Source organism: Pseudomonas sp. ATCC 43928, from assembly GCF_005938665.2.
Taxonomy (GTDB): Bacteria; Pseudomonadota; Gammaproteobacteria; order Pseudomonadales; family Pseudomonadaceae; genus Aquipseudomonas.
The window spans coordinates 3249009-3270266 of the sequence record NZ_CP041753.1 but is presented as its reverse complement, the minus strand read 5'-3'; the positions used below and the strand labels follow the sequence as shown (position 1 = coordinate 3270266).

Annotated in this window: 21 protein-coding genes and 1 pseudogene; 13 read left to right on the top strand and 9 right to left on the bottom strand. The window is 61.2% G+C overall.

What is annotated here, in order from left to right:
• Nucleotides 1-85: 85 nt before the first annotated feature.
• The gene (locus FFH90_RS15030) at nt 86-799 is read left to right on the top strand and encodes a class I SAM-dependent methyltransferase (protein WP_138867472.1); all 714 of its coding nucleotides are present in this window, start codon (nt 86-88) and stop codon (nt 797-799) included.
• 2 nt (nt 800-801) lie between these two features.
• Complete coding sequence (locus FFH90_RS30350) at nt 802-1014, top strand: integrase core domain-containing protein (RefSeq protein ID WP_225602743.1); 213 nt, start codon at nt 802-804, stop codon at nt 1012-1014.
• A 287-nt stretch (nt 1015-1301) separates the two neighbouring features.
• Here FFH90_RS30350 and FFH90_RS15020 read toward each other — a convergent pair whose 3' ends face one another.
• Entirely contained in the window at nt 1302-2237 is a 936-nt protein-coding gene (locus FFH90_RS15020) for a helix-turn-helix domain-containing protein (protein WP_018929040.1), read from the bottom strand.
• A 352-nt stretch (nt 2238-2589) separates the two neighbouring features.
• Here FFH90_RS15020 and FFH90_RS15015 point away from each other — a divergent pair, with 352 nt between their 5' ends.
• The 8 genes and pseudogenes from FFH90_RS15015 to FFH90_RS30530 all read left to right on the top strand — a co-directional run.
• Entirely contained in the window at nt 2590-2769 is a 180-nt protein-coding gene (locus FFH90_RS15015) for a hypothetical protein (RefSeq protein WP_018929039.1), read from the top strand.
• Between the two features lie 20 nt (nt 2770-2789).
• Complete coding sequence (locus FFH90_RS15010) at nt 2790-3848, top strand: phenylacetaldoxime dehydratase family protein (RefSeq protein WP_138867471.1); 1059 nt, start codon at nt 2790-2792, stop codon at nt 3846-3848.
• A gap of 85 nt (nt 3849-3933) precedes the next feature.
• Nucleotides 3934-4800, top strand: coding sequence for a transporter (locus FFH90_RS15005; protein ID WP_138867470.1), 867 nt, complete (start codon nt 3934-3936; stop codon nt 4798-4800).
• A gap of 153 nt (nt 4801-4953) precedes the next feature.
• Nucleotides 4954-6468 carry an amidase gene (locus FFH90_RS15000; protein WP_018929036.1) on the top strand — a complete coding sequence of 505 codons (1515 nt, stop codon included), beginning with the start codon at nt 4954-4956 and terminating at the stop codon, nt 6466-6468.
• Nucleotides 6469-6545: 77 nt separating this feature from the next.
• Nucleotides 6546-7139: a nitrile hydratase subunit alpha gene (nthA, locus tag FFH90_RS14995; protein ID WP_138867469.1), complete on the top strand. Its 594-nt coding sequence runs from the start codon at nt 6546-6548 to the stop codon at nt 7137-7139.
• A gap of 41 nt (nt 7140-7180) precedes the next feature.
• A complete protein-coding gene (gene nthB, locus FFH90_RS14990) occupies nt 7181-7843 on the top strand; it encodes a nitrile hydratase subunit beta (RefSeq protein ID WP_018929034.1) in 663 nt (220 codons plus the stop codon).
• On the top strand, nt 7840-9108 hold the full coding sequence (locus tag FFH90_RS14985) for a GTP-binding protein (RefSeq protein ID WP_138867468.1): 1269 nt from the start codon (nt 7840-7842) through the stop codon (nt 9106-9108). The genes nthB and FFH90_RS14985 overlap by 4 nt, the downstream gene beginning before the upstream one ends.
• Nucleotides 9109-9110: 2 nt before the next feature.
• Nucleotides 9111-9326, top strand: a pseudogene (locus FFH90_RS30530) (chemotaxis protein); the annotation flags it as partial.
• A 101-nt stretch (nt 9327-9427) separates the two neighbouring features.
• Here FFH90_RS30530 and FFH90_RS14975 read toward each other — a convergent pair.
• A complete protein-coding gene (locus tag FFH90_RS14975) occupies nt 9428-10279 on the bottom strand; it encodes an amidohydrolase family protein (RefSeq protein ID WP_111453241.1) in 852 nt (283 codons plus the stop codon).
• Nucleotides 10276-11415 carry an FMNH2-dependent alkanesulfonate monooxygenase gene (gene ssuD, locus FFH90_RS14970; protein ID WP_018929030.1) on the bottom strand — a complete coding sequence of 380 codons (1140 nt, stop codon included), beginning with the start codon at nt 11413-11415 and terminating at the stop codon, nt 10276-10278. The genes FFH90_RS14975 and ssuD overlap by 4 nt, the downstream gene beginning before the upstream one ends.
• 635 nt (nt 11416-12050) lie before the next feature.
• Here ssuD and msuE point away from each other — a divergent pair.
• Genes msuE through FFH90_RS14955 form a run of 3 tightly spaced genes read left to right on the top strand, consistent with a single transcriptional unit; the run spans nt 12051 to nt 14924 of the window.
• Nucleotides 12051-12614 carry an FMN reductase gene (msuE, locus tag FFH90_RS14965; RefSeq protein WP_138867466.1) on the top strand — a complete coding sequence of 188 codons (564 nt, stop codon included), beginning with the start codon at nt 12051-12053 and terminating at the stop codon, nt 12612-12614.
• A gap of 10 nt (nt 12615-12624) precedes the next feature.
• The gene (locus FFH90_RS14960) at nt 12625-13812 is read left to right on the top strand and encodes an acyl-CoA dehydrogenase family protein (RefSeq protein WP_018929028.1); all 1188 of its coding nucleotides are present in this window, start codon (nt 12625-12627) and stop codon (nt 13810-13812) included.
• 8 nt (nt 13813-13820) lie between these two features.
• Complete coding sequence (locus tag FFH90_RS14955) at nt 13821-14924, top strand: sigma-54-dependent Fis family transcriptional regulator (protein ID WP_018929027.1); 1104 nt, start codon at nt 13821-13823, stop codon at nt 14922-14924.
• 10 nt (nt 14925-14934) lie between these two features.
• On the opposite strand, the gene FFH90_RS14950 is transcribed toward FFH90_RS14955, so the two are convergent.
• From FFH90_RS14950 to FFH90_RS14925, 6 genes are all read right to left on the bottom strand, one after another.
• Complete coding sequence (locus tag FFH90_RS14950; protein WP_138867465.1) at nt 14935-15705, bottom strand: ABC transporter ATP-binding protein; 771 nt, start codon at nt 15703-15705, stop codon at nt 14935-14937.
• Between the two features lie 148 nt (nt 15706-15853).
• Nucleotides 15854-17179 carry an ABC transporter substrate-binding protein gene (locus tag FFH90_RS14945; RefSeq protein ID WP_018929025.1) on the bottom strand — a complete coding sequence of 442 codons (1326 nt, stop codon included), beginning with the start codon at nt 17177-17179 and terminating at the stop codon, nt 15854-15856.
• Nucleotides 17180-17259: 80 nt separating this feature from the next.
• Nucleotides 17260-18327: a branched-chain amino acid ABC transporter permease gene (locus tag FFH90_RS14940; RefSeq protein WP_138867464.1), complete on the bottom strand. Its 1068-nt coding sequence runs from the start codon at nt 18325-18327 to the stop codon at nt 17260-17262.
• An 11-nt stretch (nt 18328-18338) separates the two neighbouring features.
• Nucleotides 18339-19220, bottom strand: a complete 882-nt coding sequence (locus FFH90_RS14935; RefSeq protein ID WP_064617653.1) for a branched-chain amino acid ABC transporter permease — start codon at nt 19218-19220, stop codon at nt 18339-18341.
• Nucleotides 19221-19289: 69 nt separating this feature from the next.
• Nucleotides 19290-20081, bottom strand: coding sequence for an ABC transporter ATP-binding protein (locus FFH90_RS14930; RefSeq protein ID WP_018929022.1), 792 nt, complete (start codon nt 20079-20081; stop codon nt 19290-19292).
• A gap of 14 nt (nt 20082-20095) precedes the next feature.
• Nucleotides 20096-21250: an AMP-binding protein gene (locus tag FFH90_RS14925; protein WP_138867463.1), complete on the bottom strand. Its 1155-nt coding sequence runs from the start codon at nt 21248-21250 to the stop codon at nt 20096-20098.
• Nucleotides 21251-21258: the final 8 nt, after the last annotated feature.

The following is a 21258-nucleotide window of genomic DNA, read 5'->3' as shown; positions in this document are numbered from 1 at the left end:
CTTCAGGAATGCTCCACATAAAATTAATGAATTTTTATTATTGCTGTGTCTGGCGTAGCTTGATTTCAGGACATGGAGAACCGCCTTGAAATCATCCCCTCTCAACTCAGAAAAATTTGATACCTCACGAGCCATTGAGTACGGACGACAGAGCCGTATTGCGCTAGCAGGATATGACGCCTGCCAAGACTTGGCGGCGTGCATGCTGGCGGCAAGCCTGGGCACTGCACGTTCGGCAAAAATACTTGTAGTTGGCGCTGGCGGTACGGCGCAGGAAATTGTTGCTATGGCCAAGCTTGAGCCGGGTTGGCGCTTCACGGCCGTTAATCCGTCCGAGCCGATGTTGGAGGCTGCAAAGCAGCAATTAGAGGCAAACAACTTGCTTGAAAGAACGGCCATGCATCTTGGGCATGTTGAAGACCTGGCAGCAGACGAGTCATACGACGCAGCGACCTTGATCGGGGTACTCCATCATCTCGATGGAGATGAAACCAAGCGACAAATTTTACGATCCATTCGGGCTCATCTAAAACCGGGGGCGCCGTTGATTGTCGCGGGGAATCAATACGCTTATGCCAGCCAGCCGCTACTGCTTGCGGCTTGGGGGCAGCGGTGGCGGCAGCATGGAGCCAGCCCGGATGAAGTGAAGGTCAAGCTTGGGAAAATCCTTCAAGGCGCTGATCCTCCACATTCCGAGGCGGCGGTTCAAAATCTCTTGCATGACGCCGGATTTGGAGACGCTACCCGTTTCTTCAGCAGCCTTTTCTGGGGGGCGTGGTTGACGTGCAAAGTGGTCTGAACATGATTGAAAGTATTAGATATACGTCGACCGTAACAGACCAATGGCGGGAAATCTATAATCACCAACGTCCACACCAAGCTCTGGATTTTAACGTTCCTGCCTCCCGGTACCGGCAAAGCGAGCTGTGCTATCAGGAGGTACCGGCGGAACTGGAGTACGGCGATGATGACGAAGTGCGAACAGTGCAAGCCAACGGGGAGCTCAACTGGTGAGGGTAGGAGCTCAAGCTGGGCCCGGGCGTTTACCGGTGAGCGTGTGGGCTTGCGCAGGACCTTGGAGGACGGCAAGCACGATGTCTACTGGGTAGGCATCGCATTGCACAAATTGAGATGAACGCCCGATCCGTAATATCAGGTAAACGGCTTCGTTAACTGTCCACTATGTCTCCGAACATGTGTCCACCATGTCCCCCGGTCCAAACAGAACGCCCCGCAGGAAACACCCTGCGCTTTCACAGAAGAGCGTTCAAGCGCAAGGGCACTGTCCTTCGGGGCATCACTCAATTTCGATGCAACAGGGTATTGGGCGCAACGCCAAATGCTTTGCGAAACGCATGGCTGAAATGGGAGAAGTCAGAAAACCCGAAGTCCAGCGCCGCCTGGGACACACTGCGCACCTGACCGCGCTCGATCGCTTCACGGCTGGCATTCAGGCGCTCTTTCCAGATTTCTGCCACGGGGGTCTTCTGGTAACGGGCGAAGGCTCGGGTGACGGTGCGGGTGGACACATTGTGGGCCTGCGCGATGACTTCAATCGACAGGTCCGGCTCGGTCAAGTGCCGTTGAATGTACTTCATGATGCGGCCGTAGAGATCCAGCTCATCGTGACTGATCTTCAAGTCCTGGAGTTCCAGGCTGATGACAAGGAGGTCGAGCAAAGCGCTGGAGTAACGGTTCGAGATGGCCTCATCCTGCAACGATGCCGGCGCACTCGCGGCCTGACGCAACATTTCACGCAATGGAATGACTCCCGGACGCCGCTCGTCGAGAACCATCGCGGTGTAATCGGCGATACGTGGCAGGCGTTCGACGAGCAAGGCTCGCGGAATGCGCACCAGGTGGTTTTCAGTGCCACCGAAGCTGAATCGAAACGCCTGAGTTGCGTCATAAAGAAACAAATTGCCCGCCGCCAGGTTGGCTTTTCTGCCGCCCTGTTCAATCTGGCCGTGGCCATTTCGAGAGAACCCCAACCATAAATCTTCGGAAGGACCACTGCGCAGATGCTGCTCGGAGCGTTCCCAGTAATGCAGGGGTGCAGACAGCGAACAAATGTCCAGATCACCCACGGTATTGACTGCAAGCGAGCCATCAAAACTGCTCTGGGACAAAGGTTTGCTATCGGCCGCCAGGCAATGGCGGCAGACCACTTCCTTCCAATAATCAAAGCGGCGCGGGGCCGCGACAGCGAGGGTCGAATATTGAGTGCTTGGGTTCATGCCACGGACCTCAGTACAACCTTGCAGTAAGAGCGCGAGAAGTTCTAACGGCTTTATCGCAGCAATTAACAGGCCAAGCGCATTCATGCCGATCCTGAAGGGCTCTGCGAAGAGACTGCCATCGAGGTTTTCGCCCGGCCAACGTGACGCGAGAACACCTCAAAATCCCCACTTAGAGGCAGAGTGCCTGACGTATTCGGCGTGGGTGCACCAATGCCGATCATGGCCGCGCCGCGTGTGTCGGCGTTGTCTTTTACAACCAAACGGTTGTCCTGACGAACAAAGCGGCCTATCGCCGTCCAGCCTAATTTTCACCTCACAGCAGCTCATCCCCCTGCTGATGAGGCCTCCCATGGACCGACAATATTCAAAACAATTGCCTGACTCATCCTGGCTTCTGCACATGCGCGATCTCGTGCCTGAGGAGTCGGCTTACTGGTTGATTGAATGGGGAGCCATGAAGCTGCTGCATCGACGGCAGGTCGCCAAGCGCACCCCGCCGCCGAAGCGTGAATCCAAACCGCTTGCCTGAAAAAAAACGAGGAGCTCAAGATGGAATCTGCAATCGACAAACATCTCAAATGCCCACGCACCCTGTCCCGCCGCGTGCCAGATGAGTATCAGCCACCGTTTCCGATGTGGGTGGCACGCGCTGACGAGCAACTGCAACAAGTAGTGATGGGGTACTTCGGCGTGCAGTATCAAGGCGATGCACAGCGCGAGGCCGCATTGCAGGCGATGCGTCATATCGTCGGCAGTTTCAGCCTGGCCAATGGCCCGCAGAACCACGACTTGACCCACCACACCGACAACAGCGGTTTCGACAATCTGATTGTCGTCGGGTATTGGAAAGACCCGGCGGCCCACTGTCGCTGGTTGCGTTCACCGGAGGTGAATGACTGGTGGGCTTCGTCGGATCGGCTGAGTGATGGCCTTGGCTATTTCCGTGAAATCAGCGCCCCGCGCGCCGAGCAGTTTGAGACCCTGTACGCCTTCCAGGACAACCTGCCCGGCGTCGGCGCGGTAATGGATACGACCAGTAGTGAAATCGAAGAACACGGCTACTGGGGCTCGATGCGCGACCGCTTCCCGATCTCCCAGACAGACTGGATGATGCCCACCAGCGAGCTGCAAGTGGTCGCGGGTGATCCCGCCAAGGGTGGCCGGGTGGTGATCATGGGGCATGACAACCTCGCCTTGATTCGCTCAGGCCAGGACTGGGCGGACGCCGAGGCTGAAGAACGTTCACTGTACCTCGACGAGATCCTGCCGACCCTGCAGGACGGCATGGACTTCCTGCGTGACAACGGCCAACCCCTGGGCTGCTACAGCAACCGCTTCGTGCGCAATATCGACCTGGACGGCAACTTCCTCGACGTGAGCTACAACATCGGTCACTGGCGCTCGATCGAGAAGCTCGAACGCTGGGCGGAATCCCACCCCACCCATCTGCGAATTTTCGTGACCTTCTTCCGTGTCGCGGCGGGCCTGAAGAAATTGCGGCTGTACCACGAAGTGTCGGTGTCGGACGCCAAGAGCCAGGTGTTCGAGTACATCAACTGTCACCCGCAGACCGGAATGCTGCGCGACGCGCAATCGCCTGCATCCTGAACCTGGCCGGCGTCTAAAACCCCGAATTTCTGCCGTTTTGCCGCCCTGCCCGGGCGGCACGGCCTTGCCGTGCAAGGAATAAAAGATGAATAAGATCCGTCTGCTGACACTCTCCACGCTGTTGCCCGTACTCCACGCGAACGCTGGTGAGGTGGCCCCTGGCGATTACGAGCAATACCCGGTCGGCGCTACCATCGGCGCGATTTACTACCAGCACTCCACCACAGACTCGGCCTACGCCAATGGCCATAAGGCCAGCTCGGACTTCAGGTTGAGCTCGGACGTCGGCATCCTGCGTCTGCTCCATGTGTACGCGCTGAGTGAAACGGTCACCATCGACCCGCAATTCCTCCTGCCCTTCGGGCACGTTTCCACTGGCGGCGATGCCTCGACACTCGGCAGTACCCGGGGCGTCGGCGACTTGATCCTCACCGCGCCGGTCAAGTGGCGGCTCAACGAAGCCCGCGACACCCTCAGTATCGCCCCCTATGTGTATGTCCCTTCCGGTACCTACGACAAGAACGACGCGCTCAACCTCGGTGAGAACCGCTGGAAATTCGAGCTGCAGAGCGCCTACGTCAAGCACTTCACGGAGAAGTGGGCAATGGACCTGGTCGGCGGTGCCACTTGGTATGGCGATAACACCGATTACGGCGCCAATGGCGACCGCCTCAAGCAGGACGTGTCCTACGCTGCCCAGGTGATGGGCCGTTACATGCCAGACGCCACCACGGCATTCGGCGTCGGCTTCGGGCGTACCTGGGGCGGTGAAACCAGCGTCGCGCGTGTCAACCAGGACGACGAAATGGGCACCACCAACTTCCGCCTGACAGCCACCAAATTCGTCACCCCCCAGGACCAGCTCCAGCTGCAGCTGGGCAAGGACCTTTCAGTGGATAACGGCGCCAAAGAGGACTTCCGCATGAACCTGCGTTACGCGCACGTGTTCTAGCCAACTGTCCAGCAGACAGCCGCCGGACACCCTTCCTGCGCCTGGCGCAAGGATGTCCGGCTCAACCAAGTCGGTGTCTTTTTCAACCAAGCCACCGCGCAGAGGCACGGATTATCTTGAACCCCAGGCCACCACGATAAGGACAGCCCCACCATGGCAATCGTTCGTCCCACCCTTGAACACTTACTGGACATCGCGAACGGCCTGCACATGCAGCTCAGCCGTGAACAAGCCAGTGAATACCTGGCCCTGATGCAGTCGAGCTTCGACGCCTACGACCTGATCGACGAGCTGCCCGATTGCGTGCCGCCCGTCCGTTACGAGCGCAGTTCCGGCTACCGCCCTTCGGCGGCCCACAACCCCTTGAACGCCTGGTATTACCGCACCGAAGTCAACGGCGCACCGCAAGGCAAGCTGGCGGGCAAAACCGTCGCGCTCAAGGACAATATCGCCCTGGCCGGCGTCCCCATGATGAACGGTGCCGCGCCACTCGAAGGTTTCGTCCCGTCGTTCGATGCCACCGTGGTCACGCGCTTACTGGATGCGGGGGCGACCATTCTCGGCAAGGCCACGTGCGAGCACTACTGCCTGTCCGGTGGCAGTCACACCTCTGACCCCGCACCGGTACATAACCCCTATCGTCAGGGTTTCGCCTCCGGTGGTTCCTCTTCCGGCAGCGCGGCACTGGTGGCCGCCGGCGAAGTGGATCTCGCGGTCGGCGGCGATCAGGGCGGCTCCATTCGGATTCCTTCGGCATTCTGCGGTACTTACGGGATGAAGCCGACCCACGGCCTGGTGCCCTACACCGGGATCATGGCGATCGAAGCGACCATCGACCATGCCGGGCCCATCACGGCCAACGTGCGCGACAACGCGTTGATGCTGGAAGTCATGGCCGGCGCCGACGGCCTCGACCCACGCCAGGCCGCGCCCCGGGTCGACACCTACAGCGATTACCTGGACCGTGGCGTGCAAGGGCTCAGGATCGGCATCCTGCAGGAAGGTTTCCAGCTGGCCAACCAGGACCCGCGCGTAACTGCATCGGTGCGTAACGCCATCGCCCAGTTGGAGCGGCTCGGCGCGCATGTCGAGGAAGTCTCCGTGCCGGAGCACAAGATCGCCGGCTCGCTGTGGCTCCCCATCGGCTGTGAAGGCCTGACAATGCAGATGATGCACGGCAATGGCGCCGGTTTTAACTGGAAAGGCCTGTACGACCTCACGTTGCTGGACAAGCAAGCCGGGTGGCGCGAGCAGGCGGATCAGCTGTCCGCGTCTCTCAAGCTGTGCATGTTTGTCGGTGAATACGGCATCAAGCACTACAACGGCCGTTTCTACGCCAAGGCGCAGAATCTCACACGCATGGCCCGGGCCGGTTACGACGCGGCGCTGGCGCGCTACGACTTGCTGGTGATGCCGACCGTGCCGATCATCGCCCAGCCTCATCCGGAACCCGGTTGCTCGATCACGGAATACGTGGCCCGGGCGCTGGAAATGATCGGCAACGCCTCAGCCCAGGACATCACCGGCCATCCGGCCATGTCGATTCCCTGCGGGCTGGTGGACGGCCTGCCGGTCGGGCTCATGCTGGTGGGCAAGCACTATGCCGAAGGCACGATTTACCAGGCGGCCGCAGCGTTCGAAGCGTCCGTTGACTGGAAAAACAATTAACCGGTCGGTTCCCGCGCAGCGCACAAAAACAAACACCCCAGGCGCTGCTTAAACGCTCAACGATGAGGAGTTAACTGATGAACACCGATGAAAAAACCACCTCGACCCCAGGCGAGCGAGCCCGCGCCCTATTCCAGGTGCTCAAGCAAAAGGAGCTGATTCCCGCCGGCTATATCGAACAGCTGACCCAACTCATGGCCCACGACTGGAGCCCGGAGAATGGCGCTCGCGTGGTGGCCAAGGCCTGGGTCGACCCGCAGTTTCGTGAACTGCTGCTCAAGGACGGCACCGCTGCCTGCGCGCAATTCGGCTATACCGGCCCACAAGGTGAATACATCGTCGCCCTGGAAGACACCCCCACGCTGAAAAACGTGATCGTCTGCAGCCTGTGCTCCTGCACCAACTGGCCCGTCCTCGGCCTGCCGCCGGAGTGGTACAAGGGCTTCGAATTCCGTGCCCGCCTGGTCCGCGAAGGGCGCACCGTTCTGCGGGAACTGGGCACCGAGCTGCCAGAGGGAGCCACCATCAAAGTGTGGGACACCAGTGCCGAAAGCCGCTATCTGGTGCTGCCGGTACGACCCGAGGGCAGTGAGGGCATGGATGAAGAGGCCCTGCGGGCCCTGATCACCAAGGACGTCCTGATCGGCGTGGCGCTGCCGCAGGTAGCGTAGCCAGGGCGCTGGGTTTCTTTCACTTTTCAGAGGTATTCACAATGGATGGCTTTCACGATCTCGGCGGTTTTCAAGGCTTTGGCAAAGTCCCGCACACCATCAATAGCCTGAGCTACAAACAGGTGTTCAAGCAGGACTGGGAACACCTGGCCTACAGCTTGATGTTCATCGGCGTCGATCACCTGAAAAAATTCAGCGTCGACGAAGTGCGCCACGCCGTCGAACGCCTGGATGTTCGCCAACATGTCGGCACGCAATACTACGAGCGCTACATCATCGCCACCGCGACCCTGCTGGTAGAAACAGGCGTGATTACCCAGGCAGAACTTGATGAGGCCCTAGGCTCTCACTTCAAGCTGGCGAACCCCGCCCACGCGGGCGGTCGCCAGGCGATCACCGGTCGGCCCCCCTTCGAGGTGGGCGATCGGGTGGTCGTTCGCGACGAATATGTGGCCGGGCATATCCGCATGCCGGCCTACGTACGCGGCAAGGAAGGCGTGATCCTGCACCGCACGTCAGAACAGTGGCCCTTCCCGGATGCCATCGGCCATGGCGATGTGAGCGCGGCGCATCAGCCGACCTACCACGTCGAATTTCGTGTGAAAGACCTTTGGGGCGACGCGGCGGACGATGGTTTCGTGGTGGTCGATCTTTTTGAAAGCTACCTCGACAAGGCGCCCAGCGCAAAAGCGGTGAACGCATGATTGACGGCGCCCAGGCGGGCCGACTGCCGGTGACGGTCCTTTCGGGCTTCCTCGGCGCCGGCAAAACCACCCTGCTGAACCATATCCTGCGCAATCGCGAAGGCCTGAGAGTCGCGGTCATCGTCAACGATATGAGCGAAGTCAACATCGATGCCGAAGCGGTGCAGCGCGACGTGTCGCTGCACCGTGGTCGCGATGAGTTAATCGAGATGAGCAACGGCTGTATTTGCTGCACACTGCGCGCCGATTTGCTGGAGCAGATCAGTGATCTGGCACGTCAGCAGCGTTTCGACTACCTGCTCATTGAATCCACCGGGATCTCCGAGCCGATGCCGGTGGCGGAGACATTCGCCTTCCTTGACACCGAAGGCTTCAGCCTCAGCGAACTGGCACGCCTGGACACCTTGGTGACGGTGGTCGATGGCAGCCAGTTTCAGGCGCTGCTCGAGTCGCCGGATACCGTGGCCCGTGCGGATGCCATGGAAGACGCGCCGGAGCGCCATCTGGCCGACCTTCTGATCGAGCAGGTGGAGTACGCCAACATTATTCTCGTCAACAAACTGGACCTGATCGATGACGCCGGTTACCAGGCACTGCACGCCATTCTCGCCGGCCTGAACCCCGGCGCGCGGATCCTGCCGATGACCCACGGTCAAGTCGCGCTGTCGAGCATCCTCGGCACCCATCTGTTTGATTTACCCAGCCTTGCCGCGTCGCCGGGCTGGATGAGGAAAATGGAGGCGACCGACGCGCCAGCCTCCGAAGCGGACACCTACGGTGTGACATCCTGGGTCTACCGTGAGCGGACACCCTTTCACCCACAGCGCTTGCTCGACTTTCTCCAGCGCCCCTGGCGCAACGGACGGCTGTTGCGCAGCAAAGGCTATTTCTGGCTCGCCAGCCGGCACCTGGAAACCGGCATGCTGGTGCAGAGCGGCGGGCAGTTCCAGTGGGACTATGTCGGCCACTGGTGGAACTTTATCGATCCGTCGCAATGGCCACGGGATGAATACCGGCTCCAGAGCATCATGGCCAAGTGGGACAACGTGGTCGGTGATTGTCGCCAGGAATTGGTGCTCATCGGCCAGGGCCTCGACACCGAGGTTTTACAGCGCGAGCTTGACCACTGCCTGCTCAGTACCCGGGAAATCGCCGCCGGCCCACTGGCCTGGCAAGCCCTGCCGGGGGCGACAGTGTTTGATTCGCAGTCGTTGTCGGTACGTCCACCGCAGCCCCTGGCGGCTGACATCACTTCACTCAGGTAGAGGTGCTCCATGTTTTTTTCAGCCGGACAACCCACTGGGTATTGGCTCCGCTCGCCGACAGACTGGACCAGCCTGACCAGGCGAGCACGCCGTTGTCGTCGAACAACCCGTTGTTGCGACGCATCCTGACCAGCGTCGAGCAATTGCTGCAAGAGCGTCGGATGCAGAAAGACGAGGTGCGCGCACTGAGCCTGGAAGTCGCCGAACTGAACGAGCGTGCCGTCGGCGTCAACGCGCTGCTGGGCGACCCGCGCCATTACCTCGCCGACTTCTATAGCCCGATTGGGCGTCCGTCGAAACGGCAGGCGTCGATTCAAGGCTACCTCCTCAACCCTAACAACCGCGCCGCATTCCCATAAAGCAACTTATCCAGCACCTGATCCTTGAACCCCAGCGCCTGAAAATCCTCGATCGACTGGCGGATCGGCCGGAACGGGTAGGACGAGCCAAACAACAGTTGGTCGCCCAGAAAGCCATTGGCTGCTGCGACAAAGGCCTCGCTGCCCGGCAGGAACAGGTACATGTCTGGCACGGCGAAGATGTTTTCATAGCGAAAAGCTACGCCCAGCAGTTGCGCCACGTTCGGCCAGTAGCCGTGGTAACAGACTATTTTCAGTTCGGGAAACGCTCGTGCCACCGCTGCCAGGCGGCCAGGGTCGTTGAAGGCCGGATCCGGCGTGGTCGGTCCGCTCATCAGGAACAGCGCAATGCCACGGCGCGACAAGTGTTCGTAGAGGGGAAAGTACAGCGGGTCATCCGGATGCCGTGCCGGCACGGCGAAACCCGGCTCCAGGCCGATACCGACCAGACCGAGTTGATCAATCACCCGGTCGATTTCGGCAATAGCGCCATCGATACCCTGAAGCGTCGGGTCAACCCCGGCGATACCCAGCAGCTCCTGATGGGGATGGGTGATTTCGTGGATGAAATCATTCGGCAGGTGTTGCCCAGGGGTGTGTCGCCCCACCACCACCGCCTGGCTCAAACCGGCTTCTCGGACTTCGGCAATAAAACCCTCTGGCGTCAGCGAGCGGGCAAAATGCTCGTCGCTGCCGCGAGCTCCGACGCGGCGATTCAGCCAGCGCGCGGTGGCGTAGCCCGCCGAGCCCGGGTTGGCGCCAAAGAAATCGTGCAGATAGGCCGGCCGGCAGCGCATGTCGATCACTTTCATACCGCGGTTTCCTCTTGTTTGGTCTTGGCTCGCACATCGAAGGCTCCGCCCGTGAGCACCTCATTGACGGTCACCGCCTGTTTACCGGGCAACGACGGGAACACCAGTTCGGCGAAGCGGTAGGCCTCTTCCAGGTGCGGATAACCTGAGAGCACGAAGCTGTCGACGCCGAGGTCGACGTATTCCTGCAGCCGGGCGGCGACGGTCTGCGGGTCACCGACCAAGGCAGTACCGGCACCGCCGCGCACCAGGCCGACACCGGCCCACAGGTTGGGACTGACTTCCAGCTGATCGCGACAGCCACCGTGCAGCGCAGCCATGCGGCGCTGGCCTTCGGAGTCCATGGTCGCGTAGTTGGCCTGGGCCTGGGCGATGGTCTCGTCGTCCAGGTACTGGATCAGTTCGTTGGCAGCGGCCCAGGCTTGCTCGTTGGTTTCACGCACGATCACGTGCAGACGTACGCCAAAACGCACTGTGCGGCCGTGCTTCGCGGCGCGGGCACGTACATCGCCGATCTTCTCGGCCACCGCGGCCGGTGGCTCGCCCCAGGTCAGGTAGGTGTCCACGTGTTTGGCGGCCAGCTCGTGGGCAGCCGGCGAAGAGCCACCGAAGTACAGCGGCGGATAGGGCTTCTGCACCGGCGGGAAGAAATTCTGCGCCCGCTTCACATGGATGTGCTTGCCCTCGAAGTCGACCGTTTCACCCTGCAATACCCGACGCCAGACGGTGAGGAACTCATCGGCGGCCTCATAGCGCTCATCGTGCTTGAGGTACACGCCCTCGGCGGCCAGCTCGGCCGCATCGCCACCGGGGACCACGTTGAGCAGCAGGCGCCCACCCAGGGCCTGGTCGAGGCTGGCAGCCTGACGTGCCGTTACGGTCGGGCTGCTGATTGACGTGCGCAAGGCCACCAACAATTTAATCCGGCTGGTCACTGGTACCAGGCTGGCAGCGGTGACCCAGGGATCAAGACAACTGCTGCCGGTGGGAATCAACAGGCCGTCGTAGCCAAGGCTTTCCGCAGCCACAGCAATCTGCCGCATGTACTGGTTGGTGGCCGGGCGGCCGGACTCGGACTTACCCAGGTAGCGGGTGTCACCGGAGGTGGGGAGAAACCAGAAAATATCCAAATTCATGGTACGGGCCTCAGGGAGTGATACAGGGCTGGATCACAAGGCGCACGGCACATCGGCCGGCAGATATAGGAAGCGAGCACTCTGTGGCGCCCTGATCAGCACTGTTGCTGGAGAGTCAGGTGCCTGAGCAAGAGCCATACCAGAAGCCCTGAAACCCTGCGTTGCGGGCTGCAGGCAGCGTGCACAACCACCTGAGCGGCGACGGTGGAAGGTGAATGCCATGCGCTTTGGTCCACCCACTGTTGCCCACCCAACAGTGATGTTGAACCGCTATTGTCTGAGCAACACTTGGCCGATCCGAGAGACATTACCCACTGATTTCGGCCGGCTAAAGCCTGCCAAAAGCTGCTCCCCTGGCACTGACAGCCCGACAAAGCCTTAAGCTAATAACCAAAAAGTATTTATTAGATGTTTTTTAGATCACTTACATTCAATTCATGGATGCCACAGTGTTGCCCGACAAACAGCAGCGCCATTGCTGCTCACGCAACAGTCGCTCAACAGTTAGCTGCCCAGACAACAGCAGCCGAGACCAAGCAATAGACTAACTTATTGTTTTTTATAGTTATTTTAACCATGGAACAACTCTTGCTCTGATGGCTGCACATCCCGCAACTCGAACAGGAACAGACCCCATGAGCACTCCACTTAAAGTCGTCGCCGTTTCCGGTGGAACCTATCGTCCGTCACGCACCCTGGTACTGGTCCAAGCCATCGTTGCTGAGCTGAGCCAGTACCTGCCAATCGAAAGCCGCATCATCGAGCTGGGTGACATTGTCCGCCCGCTGGGCAGCGCCATATCCCGTCGGGAGCTGCCGAAAACTGTTGAGTACGAGTTGAATGCGATTGAGTCGGCGGACCTGCTGGTGGTGGCTGCACCGGTCTACCGTGGTGCCTACCCGGGCCAGTTCAAGCACCTGTTCGACCTGATTGGCCAGGACGCATTGATCGATACCCCGGTGTTGCTGGCCGCCACCGGTGGCAGCGACCGGCATGCGCTGGTAATCGATCACCAGTTGCGCCCGCTGTTCAGCTTCTTCCAGTCGGTGACCCTACCCCTGGGCGTGTATGCCTCGGAGGCCGATTTCACGAATTACCAGATCAGCAGCGAAGCGCTGAAAACACGCATCCGCCTGGCAGTCGAACGGGCCGCACCGCTGTTCACCGCCAATGCCGCCGACCTGCGGAAAACAGCCTGAGGAACAGCCTGTGACCGCTATCCATACATCCAAACTTGAAACCCCGCTGCAGATCGCTCGGACGCTCGCCGCCGAGTTTTCCCGAACCGCCGCCGAACGCGACCATCTGGGCGGCACGCCGAAAGCCGAGCGCGACGAGTTGCGCCGTAGCGGTCTGCTGGCGATGAAAATTGACCAGCAGTACGGTGGCCTTGGCGCCAGCTGGAGCGACACCCTGGAAGTGGTGCGCGAATTCGCCAGGATCGACAGCTCGATCGCCCACGTGTTCGGCTTCCAGCACTTGATGCTGGCCACGGTGCGGCTGTTTTCCCGGCCCGAACAGTGGCAGCCCTGGTTCGAACAGACCGCGCGCAACAACTGGTTCTGGGGTAATGCCCTTAACCCGCTGGACACCCGCACCCTGTCGAAAAAGTTTGCCGGCTATCGCGAGTTTTCCGGGCGCAAGAGTTTCTGCTCCGGCTCCGCCGATTCGGAAATGCTGATTGCCTCGGCGCTGGATGAATCCACCAGCGGCAAGCTGTTGATCGCCGCCATTCCCAGCCACCGCACCGGCATCACCTTGCACGGCGACTGGGACAACATCGGCCAACGGCAGACCGACAGCGGCAGCGCCACCTTCGAACGGGTGCGCGTGGAAGAGAATGAGCTGCTGCTCGATCCCGGCCCGCTGAGCACGCCCTTTGCCTGCCTGCGCCCGCTGATCGCCCAACTGACCTTCGTCAATATCTTCCTCGGCATTGCCGAGGGCGCGTTCGAAGAGGCCCGCGATTACACCCTCAAGGAAACGCGCCCCTGGTTCAAGGCCAACGTCAGCCAGGCCAATCAGGACCCCTATGTCCTGCGCCATTACGGCGAATTCTGGGTCGGGCTGGAAAGCGTGCGCCTGCTCACTGAACGAGCCAACGCCCTGCTCGACCAAGCCTGGAGCAAGGAGCACCAACTCGCCGCCGAGGAACGTGGCCAACTGGCCCTGGCCATTGCCACCGCCAAGGTCGCCGCCACCCGCACCGGCCTGGACCTGACCAGCAGCCTGTTTGAAGTGACCGGCGCCCGCGCCACCCATGCCGCGCTGCGCCTTGATCGTCACTGGCGCAACCTGCGCACCCAGACCCTGCACGACCCCGTGGACTACAAGCTCCATGAACTGGGTGACTGGGCGCTCAACACGGCGCTGCCCACTCCGTCCTTTTACTCATAGGCCCGACCATGCAACTACTCACGCTGCCGCCCTCACCAGCCTTGGCCACCTCGATACGCGCCACCGCGCAAGTCTTCGAAGACCCGAAATCACAGGCGCTGCTGGCGCACCTGCAACAGGTTGCGCCCAGTGATGCCAGCGTGTTGATCATCGGCGAAACCGGGACCGGCAAGGAGCTGGTGGCCCGTCACCTGCACAACCTCAGCGCTCGTCGCAACAAACCGTTTATCGCGGTCAACTGCGGCGCGTTTTCCGAAAGTTTGGTGGAGGCCGAACTGTTCGGCCACGAAAAAGGCGCCTTCACCGGCGCCCTGAGCGCCAAAGCCGGCTGGTTCGAGGAAGCCAACGGCGGCACGCTGTTCCTCGACGAAATCGGCGACTTGCCGATGCCAATCCAGGTCAAGTTGCTGCGGGTGCTGCAGGAGCGTGAAGTGGTTCGCCTGGGTTCACGCAAAAGCATCCCAATCGATGTACGGGTGCTGGCTGCGACCAACGTGCAGCTGGAAAAAGCCATCAACGCCGGGCACTTTCGCGAAGACCTCTATTACCGGCTAAACGTGGTCAGCCTGGAACTCAGCCCGCTGCGCGAGCGACCGGGCGACATCCTGCCGCTGATCCGCCACTTCATCGCCGAGTACAGTCGTCGGCTGGGCTATGGCGAAGTGGTGCTGGATACCGAAGCCGAACAGAAGCTGGTGAATTACTCATGGCCGGGCAATATTCGCGAGCTGGAAAACGTCATTCACCACACCTTACTGATCTGCCGTAACAATCTGATCCGCGTCCAGGACTTGCACCTGTCCAACCTGCGTATCGAACGCCTGGACGCCAGCAATACCGTCCAGGACGACAGTGCCGACGCCCTGTTGCAGCAAGCCTTCAAGAAGCTGTTCGAGGAAGAAAGCGGCGCCCTCCACGAGCGGGTCGAGGAAGCGCTGTTGCGCGCGGCCTATCGCTTCTGCCACTACAACCAGGTGCACACCGCCAGCTTGCTGGGGCTGAGTCGCAACATCACCCGCGCGATGTTGATCAAGGTCGGTGAACTGGTGGTGAACAAACGCCGCCCGGTACAGGACGCCCAGACGGTCAAAGTGGTCAACCTGTCGATCTGACTGGTGGCGGTCAAGCAGCAGCTCCTTTACCCGCTGTCCCGCCCCCCAGATAGAAGTCCTGAATATCACTGCGCTCGGCCAACTGCCCGGTCGTGCCTTCGCTGACAACCCGGCCGCTTTCCAGCACGTAGCCGTACTGGGCGTAACGCAGGGCCAGGTTGATGTTCTGCTCGGCAATCAGGAAGCTCACGCCGTCGCGCTGATTGAGCTGCTGGATGATCTCGAAGATCTCCTCGACGATCTGCGGTGCCAGGCCCATCGAAGGTTCGTCCAGCAATACCAGCTGCGGCCGGGCCATCAGCGCCCGCCCGAGCGCAACCATCTGCTGTTCACCGCCGGAGGTGTAGCCGGCCAGGCTTTTGCGCCGCAGCTTGAGGCGCGGAAACTGGCTGTAGATACGCTCAAGATCGGCCTTCAGTTGCCCGCGGGACACCTGACGCGCAAAGGCACCCGTCAGCAAGTTTTCTTCCACTGTCAGTTGGGCAAAGCAATGCCGGCCTTCCAGTACCTGCACCAGGCCGCTGGCCACCAGGCTATGGGGCGTGCTACGGGTGACATCCTCGCCTCGATAGAGGATCCGCCCCTGCACTACCTCGCCCCGCTCGGCGCGCACCAGATTGGAGGCGGCCTTCAAGGTGGTGCTCTTGCCGGCACCGTTGGCCCCCAGCAACACCACGATCTGCCCTTGCGGTACCGCCAGCGATACCCCGCACACCGCGAGGATGGCCTGTTCGTACAGGACTTCAATCGCGTCGATCCGCAAGATCGGTACTTGGTTCATACGCCTATCCCCATGCTGTTCAATTAATAAAAGCTTGAAACAAGTGACTTGTGGCGAGTGACTTGCTCCCTCGCCACGGGATGTGTATTGAGCAGACATTGCCTTAACGGAAAAGCATTGGGGACGCCTCCCCGACCCGATTCACATCTCAGCTGTCCTGGCTGCAATCGCGCGGTGTGATGCCTTTTTCCTTGGCGTACTGGTGCGACGAGGCTTCGATGATCGGCCTGAGCAAGGCACGGTCGGCCTGCACCCAGTCACTGATCAGTTTCCACTGGCTGCCATCCCACTGCTGGAAGCGCACGGCACCGCCCCCTTCATGGTCCGAGCACGACAGCTGCAATGGTTGCACCAAGCCCAGTGCACCCAGCTCCTTGAGGCGGGCATCGTCCAGTTTGAGGTGCTCGAAGCCCCAGCGCACCTGCTCGCCGGTGAGCGGTTGCTTGCCGAATTTCTCCTGGGCAATGCGCACCGCTTCGACATTGAGAATGCCGTTCACCACACCGAGGTTGTAATACACGGTGCCGAAGCGTTTCGGATCGGCCAGGTCACCATTGCCCCTGGCCACCACCTGCTGCTGGATGCCTTGCAGGACCGGGAAATCGGTGCCCGTGGGGTGCGTGGTGATCGCGATAAAGCCTTTGGCGGCGGCACCGGCCGGTGCGGCATCGTCCTCGGAGTTACTCCAGATGTTGCCGATGATGTGATCCGCCGGGAAGCCGACTTTCTGCGCGGTTTTCAACGCCACCGGGTTCATCACGCCCCAGCCTCGCAGAATCACCCAGTCGGGTTTTTCCCGGCGAATGTTGAGCCATTGCGACTGCTGTTCGTTACCCGGATGGGGCACTTCCAGCAGGGTCAGCTTGAACCCGTACTTGTCGGCCAGGGTCTGCAACACCTCATTGGTTTCCTTGCCGTAGGGCGAGCCATGATACAGGGTGACTATCTTCTTGCCCTTGAGCTGGTCCAGCCCCCCGGCCTGCTGGCCGATGTAGTTGATGATCGCCGAGACTTCGGAGTACGGGTTCAGCTGCAACGGGAAGACATAGGGGAAAACGCTGCCGTCAGTGGAGTCAGTGCGGCCGTGGTTGATGGTGATCAAAGGCAGTTTGTCCGCGGTCGAGCGCTCCAGGGTGGCATAGGCGATGCCCACCGACAGCGGGTTAGTGGCGGCAGCCGGCGCACCATTGAGGCCTTTTTTCAGACGCTCGTAGCACTCCACGCCCTTCTCGACCACGTATTCGGTTTCGCACTCGCTCCAGGTCAGCTTGACGCCGTTGACCCCGCCATTGGCATTGACGTACTTGAGGTAGTCGATAAAACCACCAAAAAACCCGGTACCACCGGCGGCATAAGGACCGACCCGATAGCTCTGCAGCGGGAAGTACTGTTCGTTATCCGCCTGCGCAGTCAATGTGGCAACGCTCAGGCTGACGGCCAGGGCGAGGCTACTGAGTAGAGATCGTTTCAACATCGGTATTTTCCTTATCAATGATTCAATCGCACGTTTGCCGCAGGAGGATCGAAGCGCAGTCCATGCCTGCGCCGGTTTGCTCAGTAGCGCAGGGGCCACAACCGAGCGCGCTCGCGGAACTTCTGCCAGAGGCGCGCCAGGCCCTCCGGCTCCTTGACCAGGAACACAATGATCAGGGCGCCAAATGCCATCTTCTGCAGGTTTTCTATCTGCCCGGCATCGATCAGCCCGGCCGGCAACAAGGCCACCAGGTTCGACAGCAGCACCGGAAACAGCACAATGAACGCCGCGCCCAGGAAGTTGCCGAGGATGCTGCCCAGGCCACCGATAATGATGATGAACAGGATCTGGAAGGACCGATTCAGATCGAAACCGTGGGGCTCCACGGTGCCCAGGTAAGTGAAGGCCCACAGCGCTCCGGCCACCCCGAGAAAGAAGCCGCTGATGGCAAACGCCAGCAGCTTGGTCTTGAGCAACGCAATGCCCATCACTGCAGCGGCCGTGTCCATGTCACGCACGGCCATCCAGTTGCGTCCCAGTTCACTGCGCACCAGGTTCTTGCCCAGCCAGAACAACGCCACCACCACCCCCAACGTCAGCAGGTAACGGCCCACCGGTGAGTTCAAATCCACCCCGAGTATCTCCAGGCGCGGTGCACTGATCACCCCCGAGGCGCTGTTATTGGAGAACCAGCTCAAGCGGGTCAGCGCCCAGGTCACAAAGAACTGTGCCGCCAGGGTCGACACCAGCAGATAGAAGCCCTTGATCCGCAGGCTCGGCAGGCCGAACAGCACCGCCACCAGCGCTGCCACTCCCCCGCCCAGGGCCATGCTGAGCAATAACGGCGAGCCCGGCACCCGCAGTTCAACGTTGTAAGTGGCAAAGGCGCCCACAGCCATGAAGGCCGCCGAGCCCAGCGACAACTGCCCGGCATAGCCGGTCAGCAGGTTCAGCCCCAGCCCGGCCAGTGATAGCACCAGAAACGGAATCAGAATGGCGCTGAACCAATAGTCGTTACCCAGATACGGCACACCTACAAAGGCCAACAGCAGCAAGGCAACCAAGCCGTAACGGTCCTGCCGCAGGCGAAACACCCGGCGGTCCTGGGCATAGCGAGTACTGAACTGACCAGCTTCCTGATAAAACATCACGCCTCTCCTTAAACCCGCTCGATCGCGCGGTCACCAAATAGCCCGGCCGGCCGCACCAGCAGGAACAGCAACGCCAGCACATAGGGAAACCAGTTCTCGATACCGCCGCCGATGACGGGGCCCAGGTACACCTCGGCCAGCTTCTCCGAGGCGCCGACGATCAAGCCGCCGACAATCGCCCCACTGATCGAGGTAAAACCGCCGATGATCAGCACCGGCAATGCCTTGAGTACCACCAGCGACAGCGAAAACTGCACCCCCAGCCGCGCGCCCCAGAGCAGGCCGGCCACCAGACCGACAAACCCGGCCACCGCCCACACCAGCACCCACACCCGTTGGAGGCGGATGCCCATGGCCAACGCCGCCAGCGGGTCATCGGCCACGGCACGCAACGACAAACCGATACGGGTCTTGTTGAACAGCAGCGACAGCGCCAACACCAGCAGCGCAGCGGTCACGGCGGCAAAAATGTCGAACTGCGACAACAGCATGCCGCCCAGTTCCAGTGGCTCGTCACTGATGCCCAGTTCCAGGCCATGCACCTGGGCGCCCCACAGCGCCTGGGCGCCCCCTTCGATCACGTAGGACAAGCCGAGGGTGGCCATGAACAAGGTGATTGGCGAGCGGTTGACCAGCGGACGCAATACCACCCGCTCCACCGCCAACGCCAGCAGCACCATCGCCGCCAGGCTAATGACAAACGCCAGCCAGAACGGCACCCCGCGCTCCAAGAGGCTGACAAAGGTCAGCGCCGAAAACAGCACCATCGCCCCCTGGGCGAAGTTGAAGACGCCGGAGGCCTTGTAGATCAGGACAAAACCGATGGCCACCAGGGCGTACATCACCCCGGCCAGCAGCCCACCGATCAACACCTCTAAGAAAAATTCCATGAGCCTTCCTGTTTTGCGGGCAAAGGGTTCCTGGCCACCAGGCGGCTGGCGGCGATATCGACCCAGGGGTTAGTGGCGCGTGCCGAGGTAGGCGGCGATCACCTCGGGGTTTTGTCGCACTTCTTCGGGTGGGCCGTCGCCGATCTTGCGGCCGTAGTCGAGCACCACCACGTGATCGCAAATGCCCATGACCACGCCGATGTCGTGCTCGATCAACACCACCGTAGTGCCCAACTCACGGTTGATGTCGACGATGAAGCGGCTCATCTGCTGCTTCTCTTCGGCGTTCATCCCGGCCATCGGTTCGTCCAGCAACAGCAAACGCGGTTCGGCGGCCAGGGCACGGGCGAGTTCCACCCGTTTCTGCAAGCCATAGGGCAGCTTGCCGACAAGGGTGTCGCGCCAGGGCTGGATGTGCAGAAAGTCGATTATCCGCTCGGCGGCCTCACGTTGGCGGTCGTCCTCGCCAGCGGCGCGGCCGATGCGCAGAGCCTGCTCGATCCAGCTGCTGCGACGCTTGAGGGTGCGTCCGGTGAGCACGTTGTCGAGCACACTCATGCCTTTGAACAAGGCGATGTTCTGAAAGGTGCGGGCAATGCCGCGCACCGCCGCATCATGCGGGCTCATGCGCCGGCGCCCTTCTCCGGCAAAGCGGATGCGCCCCTGCTGGGCCTGGTACACGCCGTTGATCACATTCAGCAGTGAGCTTTTACCCGCGCCATTGGGGCCGATCAAGGCGCAAATCTCGCCGGCGGCCACGGCAAAGCTGATGTCGGTCACCGCCTTGACGCCCTTGAACGACAAGCCAATATTTTCCAGCTCCAGCAGATGTTCAACCTTTGTCGCCTGTGTCTGTGCCATGAGTCATGTCCTTGTCAGGCCGGTTGCGTGCTGTCTTCGATCCAGCCGTTGACCAACGGGGCTGGCCAGCGCGCAGGCCGGTGCCACTGTGCCGGGTCAGGCCAGGTGCGTACTTCAATCGCCAAGGCCTGGAAAAACGCCTGGGTGTGTGGCGCCAGCGCCTCGCCCACCACCAACGGCGCGCGGGTGCGGGAAAAGCCGAGGATGTCGCGCAACGGCCGGCGGATCAGCCAGTACCCCAGATGCCGTTGCAGCGCACCGGGGTGCGCCACCAGCGCCCAGTCCACCAGACGCCGACGCCAGCTGCCTGGCTCCGGCAAGCGGGCCAGGACCTGGGCATGCAGGCGCTCGTAGGTTTCCCGGGTGCCGGCCACCAGCGTCGGGCCCAACTCGCGACGGTCCTGGTCGCGAGTCGCCAGGTTCTCCGGAAAATTCAGTCGAAAGCCGGCAATCAACCAAGGCGCCAGCAAGTAACGCGCTTGACTACCCGCGGCAAACGCTCGCGCCGCCAGGGCTTCTTCCTGCCGCCCCAGCTGCTCGCTGTGCACCAGGCGCCAGCCTTCCTTTAGCAACTCGGCGTGGCTAATGCGCTGCTGCTCGATGCGCTGCCCCGCACCCAAACGGTAGAAGGTAAAAGCTGTGCGCTCGGCTCGGGCCTGGGGTTCCAGCCGGTGATCGCTGCCCAGCAGCAGTTGTGCGAACGCCAGGGTGTCACCGGCCTGACTCACCTCAGCCATGCCGCGGCCGTCGGCGTAAATCAGCAGCCTGGGCGCCAGTCCGGCGGCGCGCAGGCGCTGAATCTCCTCATGGCCTTCGGCGAACACCCATTCACTATGAAGCTCACGCAACAGCGGCACCTGTGCAGCCGCAGCCTCCAGCGGATCCAACAGCGCGGCCACCCCGCCCAACCACTGTGCCGCCAGTACAGCGATCAACGCCTCCGGCCGCGGGCGGCTGACAATCACCAAGTTCGCGCCAGGCACAAAACCACGCACCTGCAAGGCCATTGCCAGGTGTTCAACCTCAGCGGCCAGTTGGCGCCAGGTTCGCACCTGCCACACCCCCAGGCGCTTATGTCGCAGGGCAATGCCCGTCCCTTGCTGACGTGCCTGCTGTTGCAGCCACTGCGGCAAGGTGTCGGATTGCGTGTTATCAGTGAATGTCGCCATGACCTTTC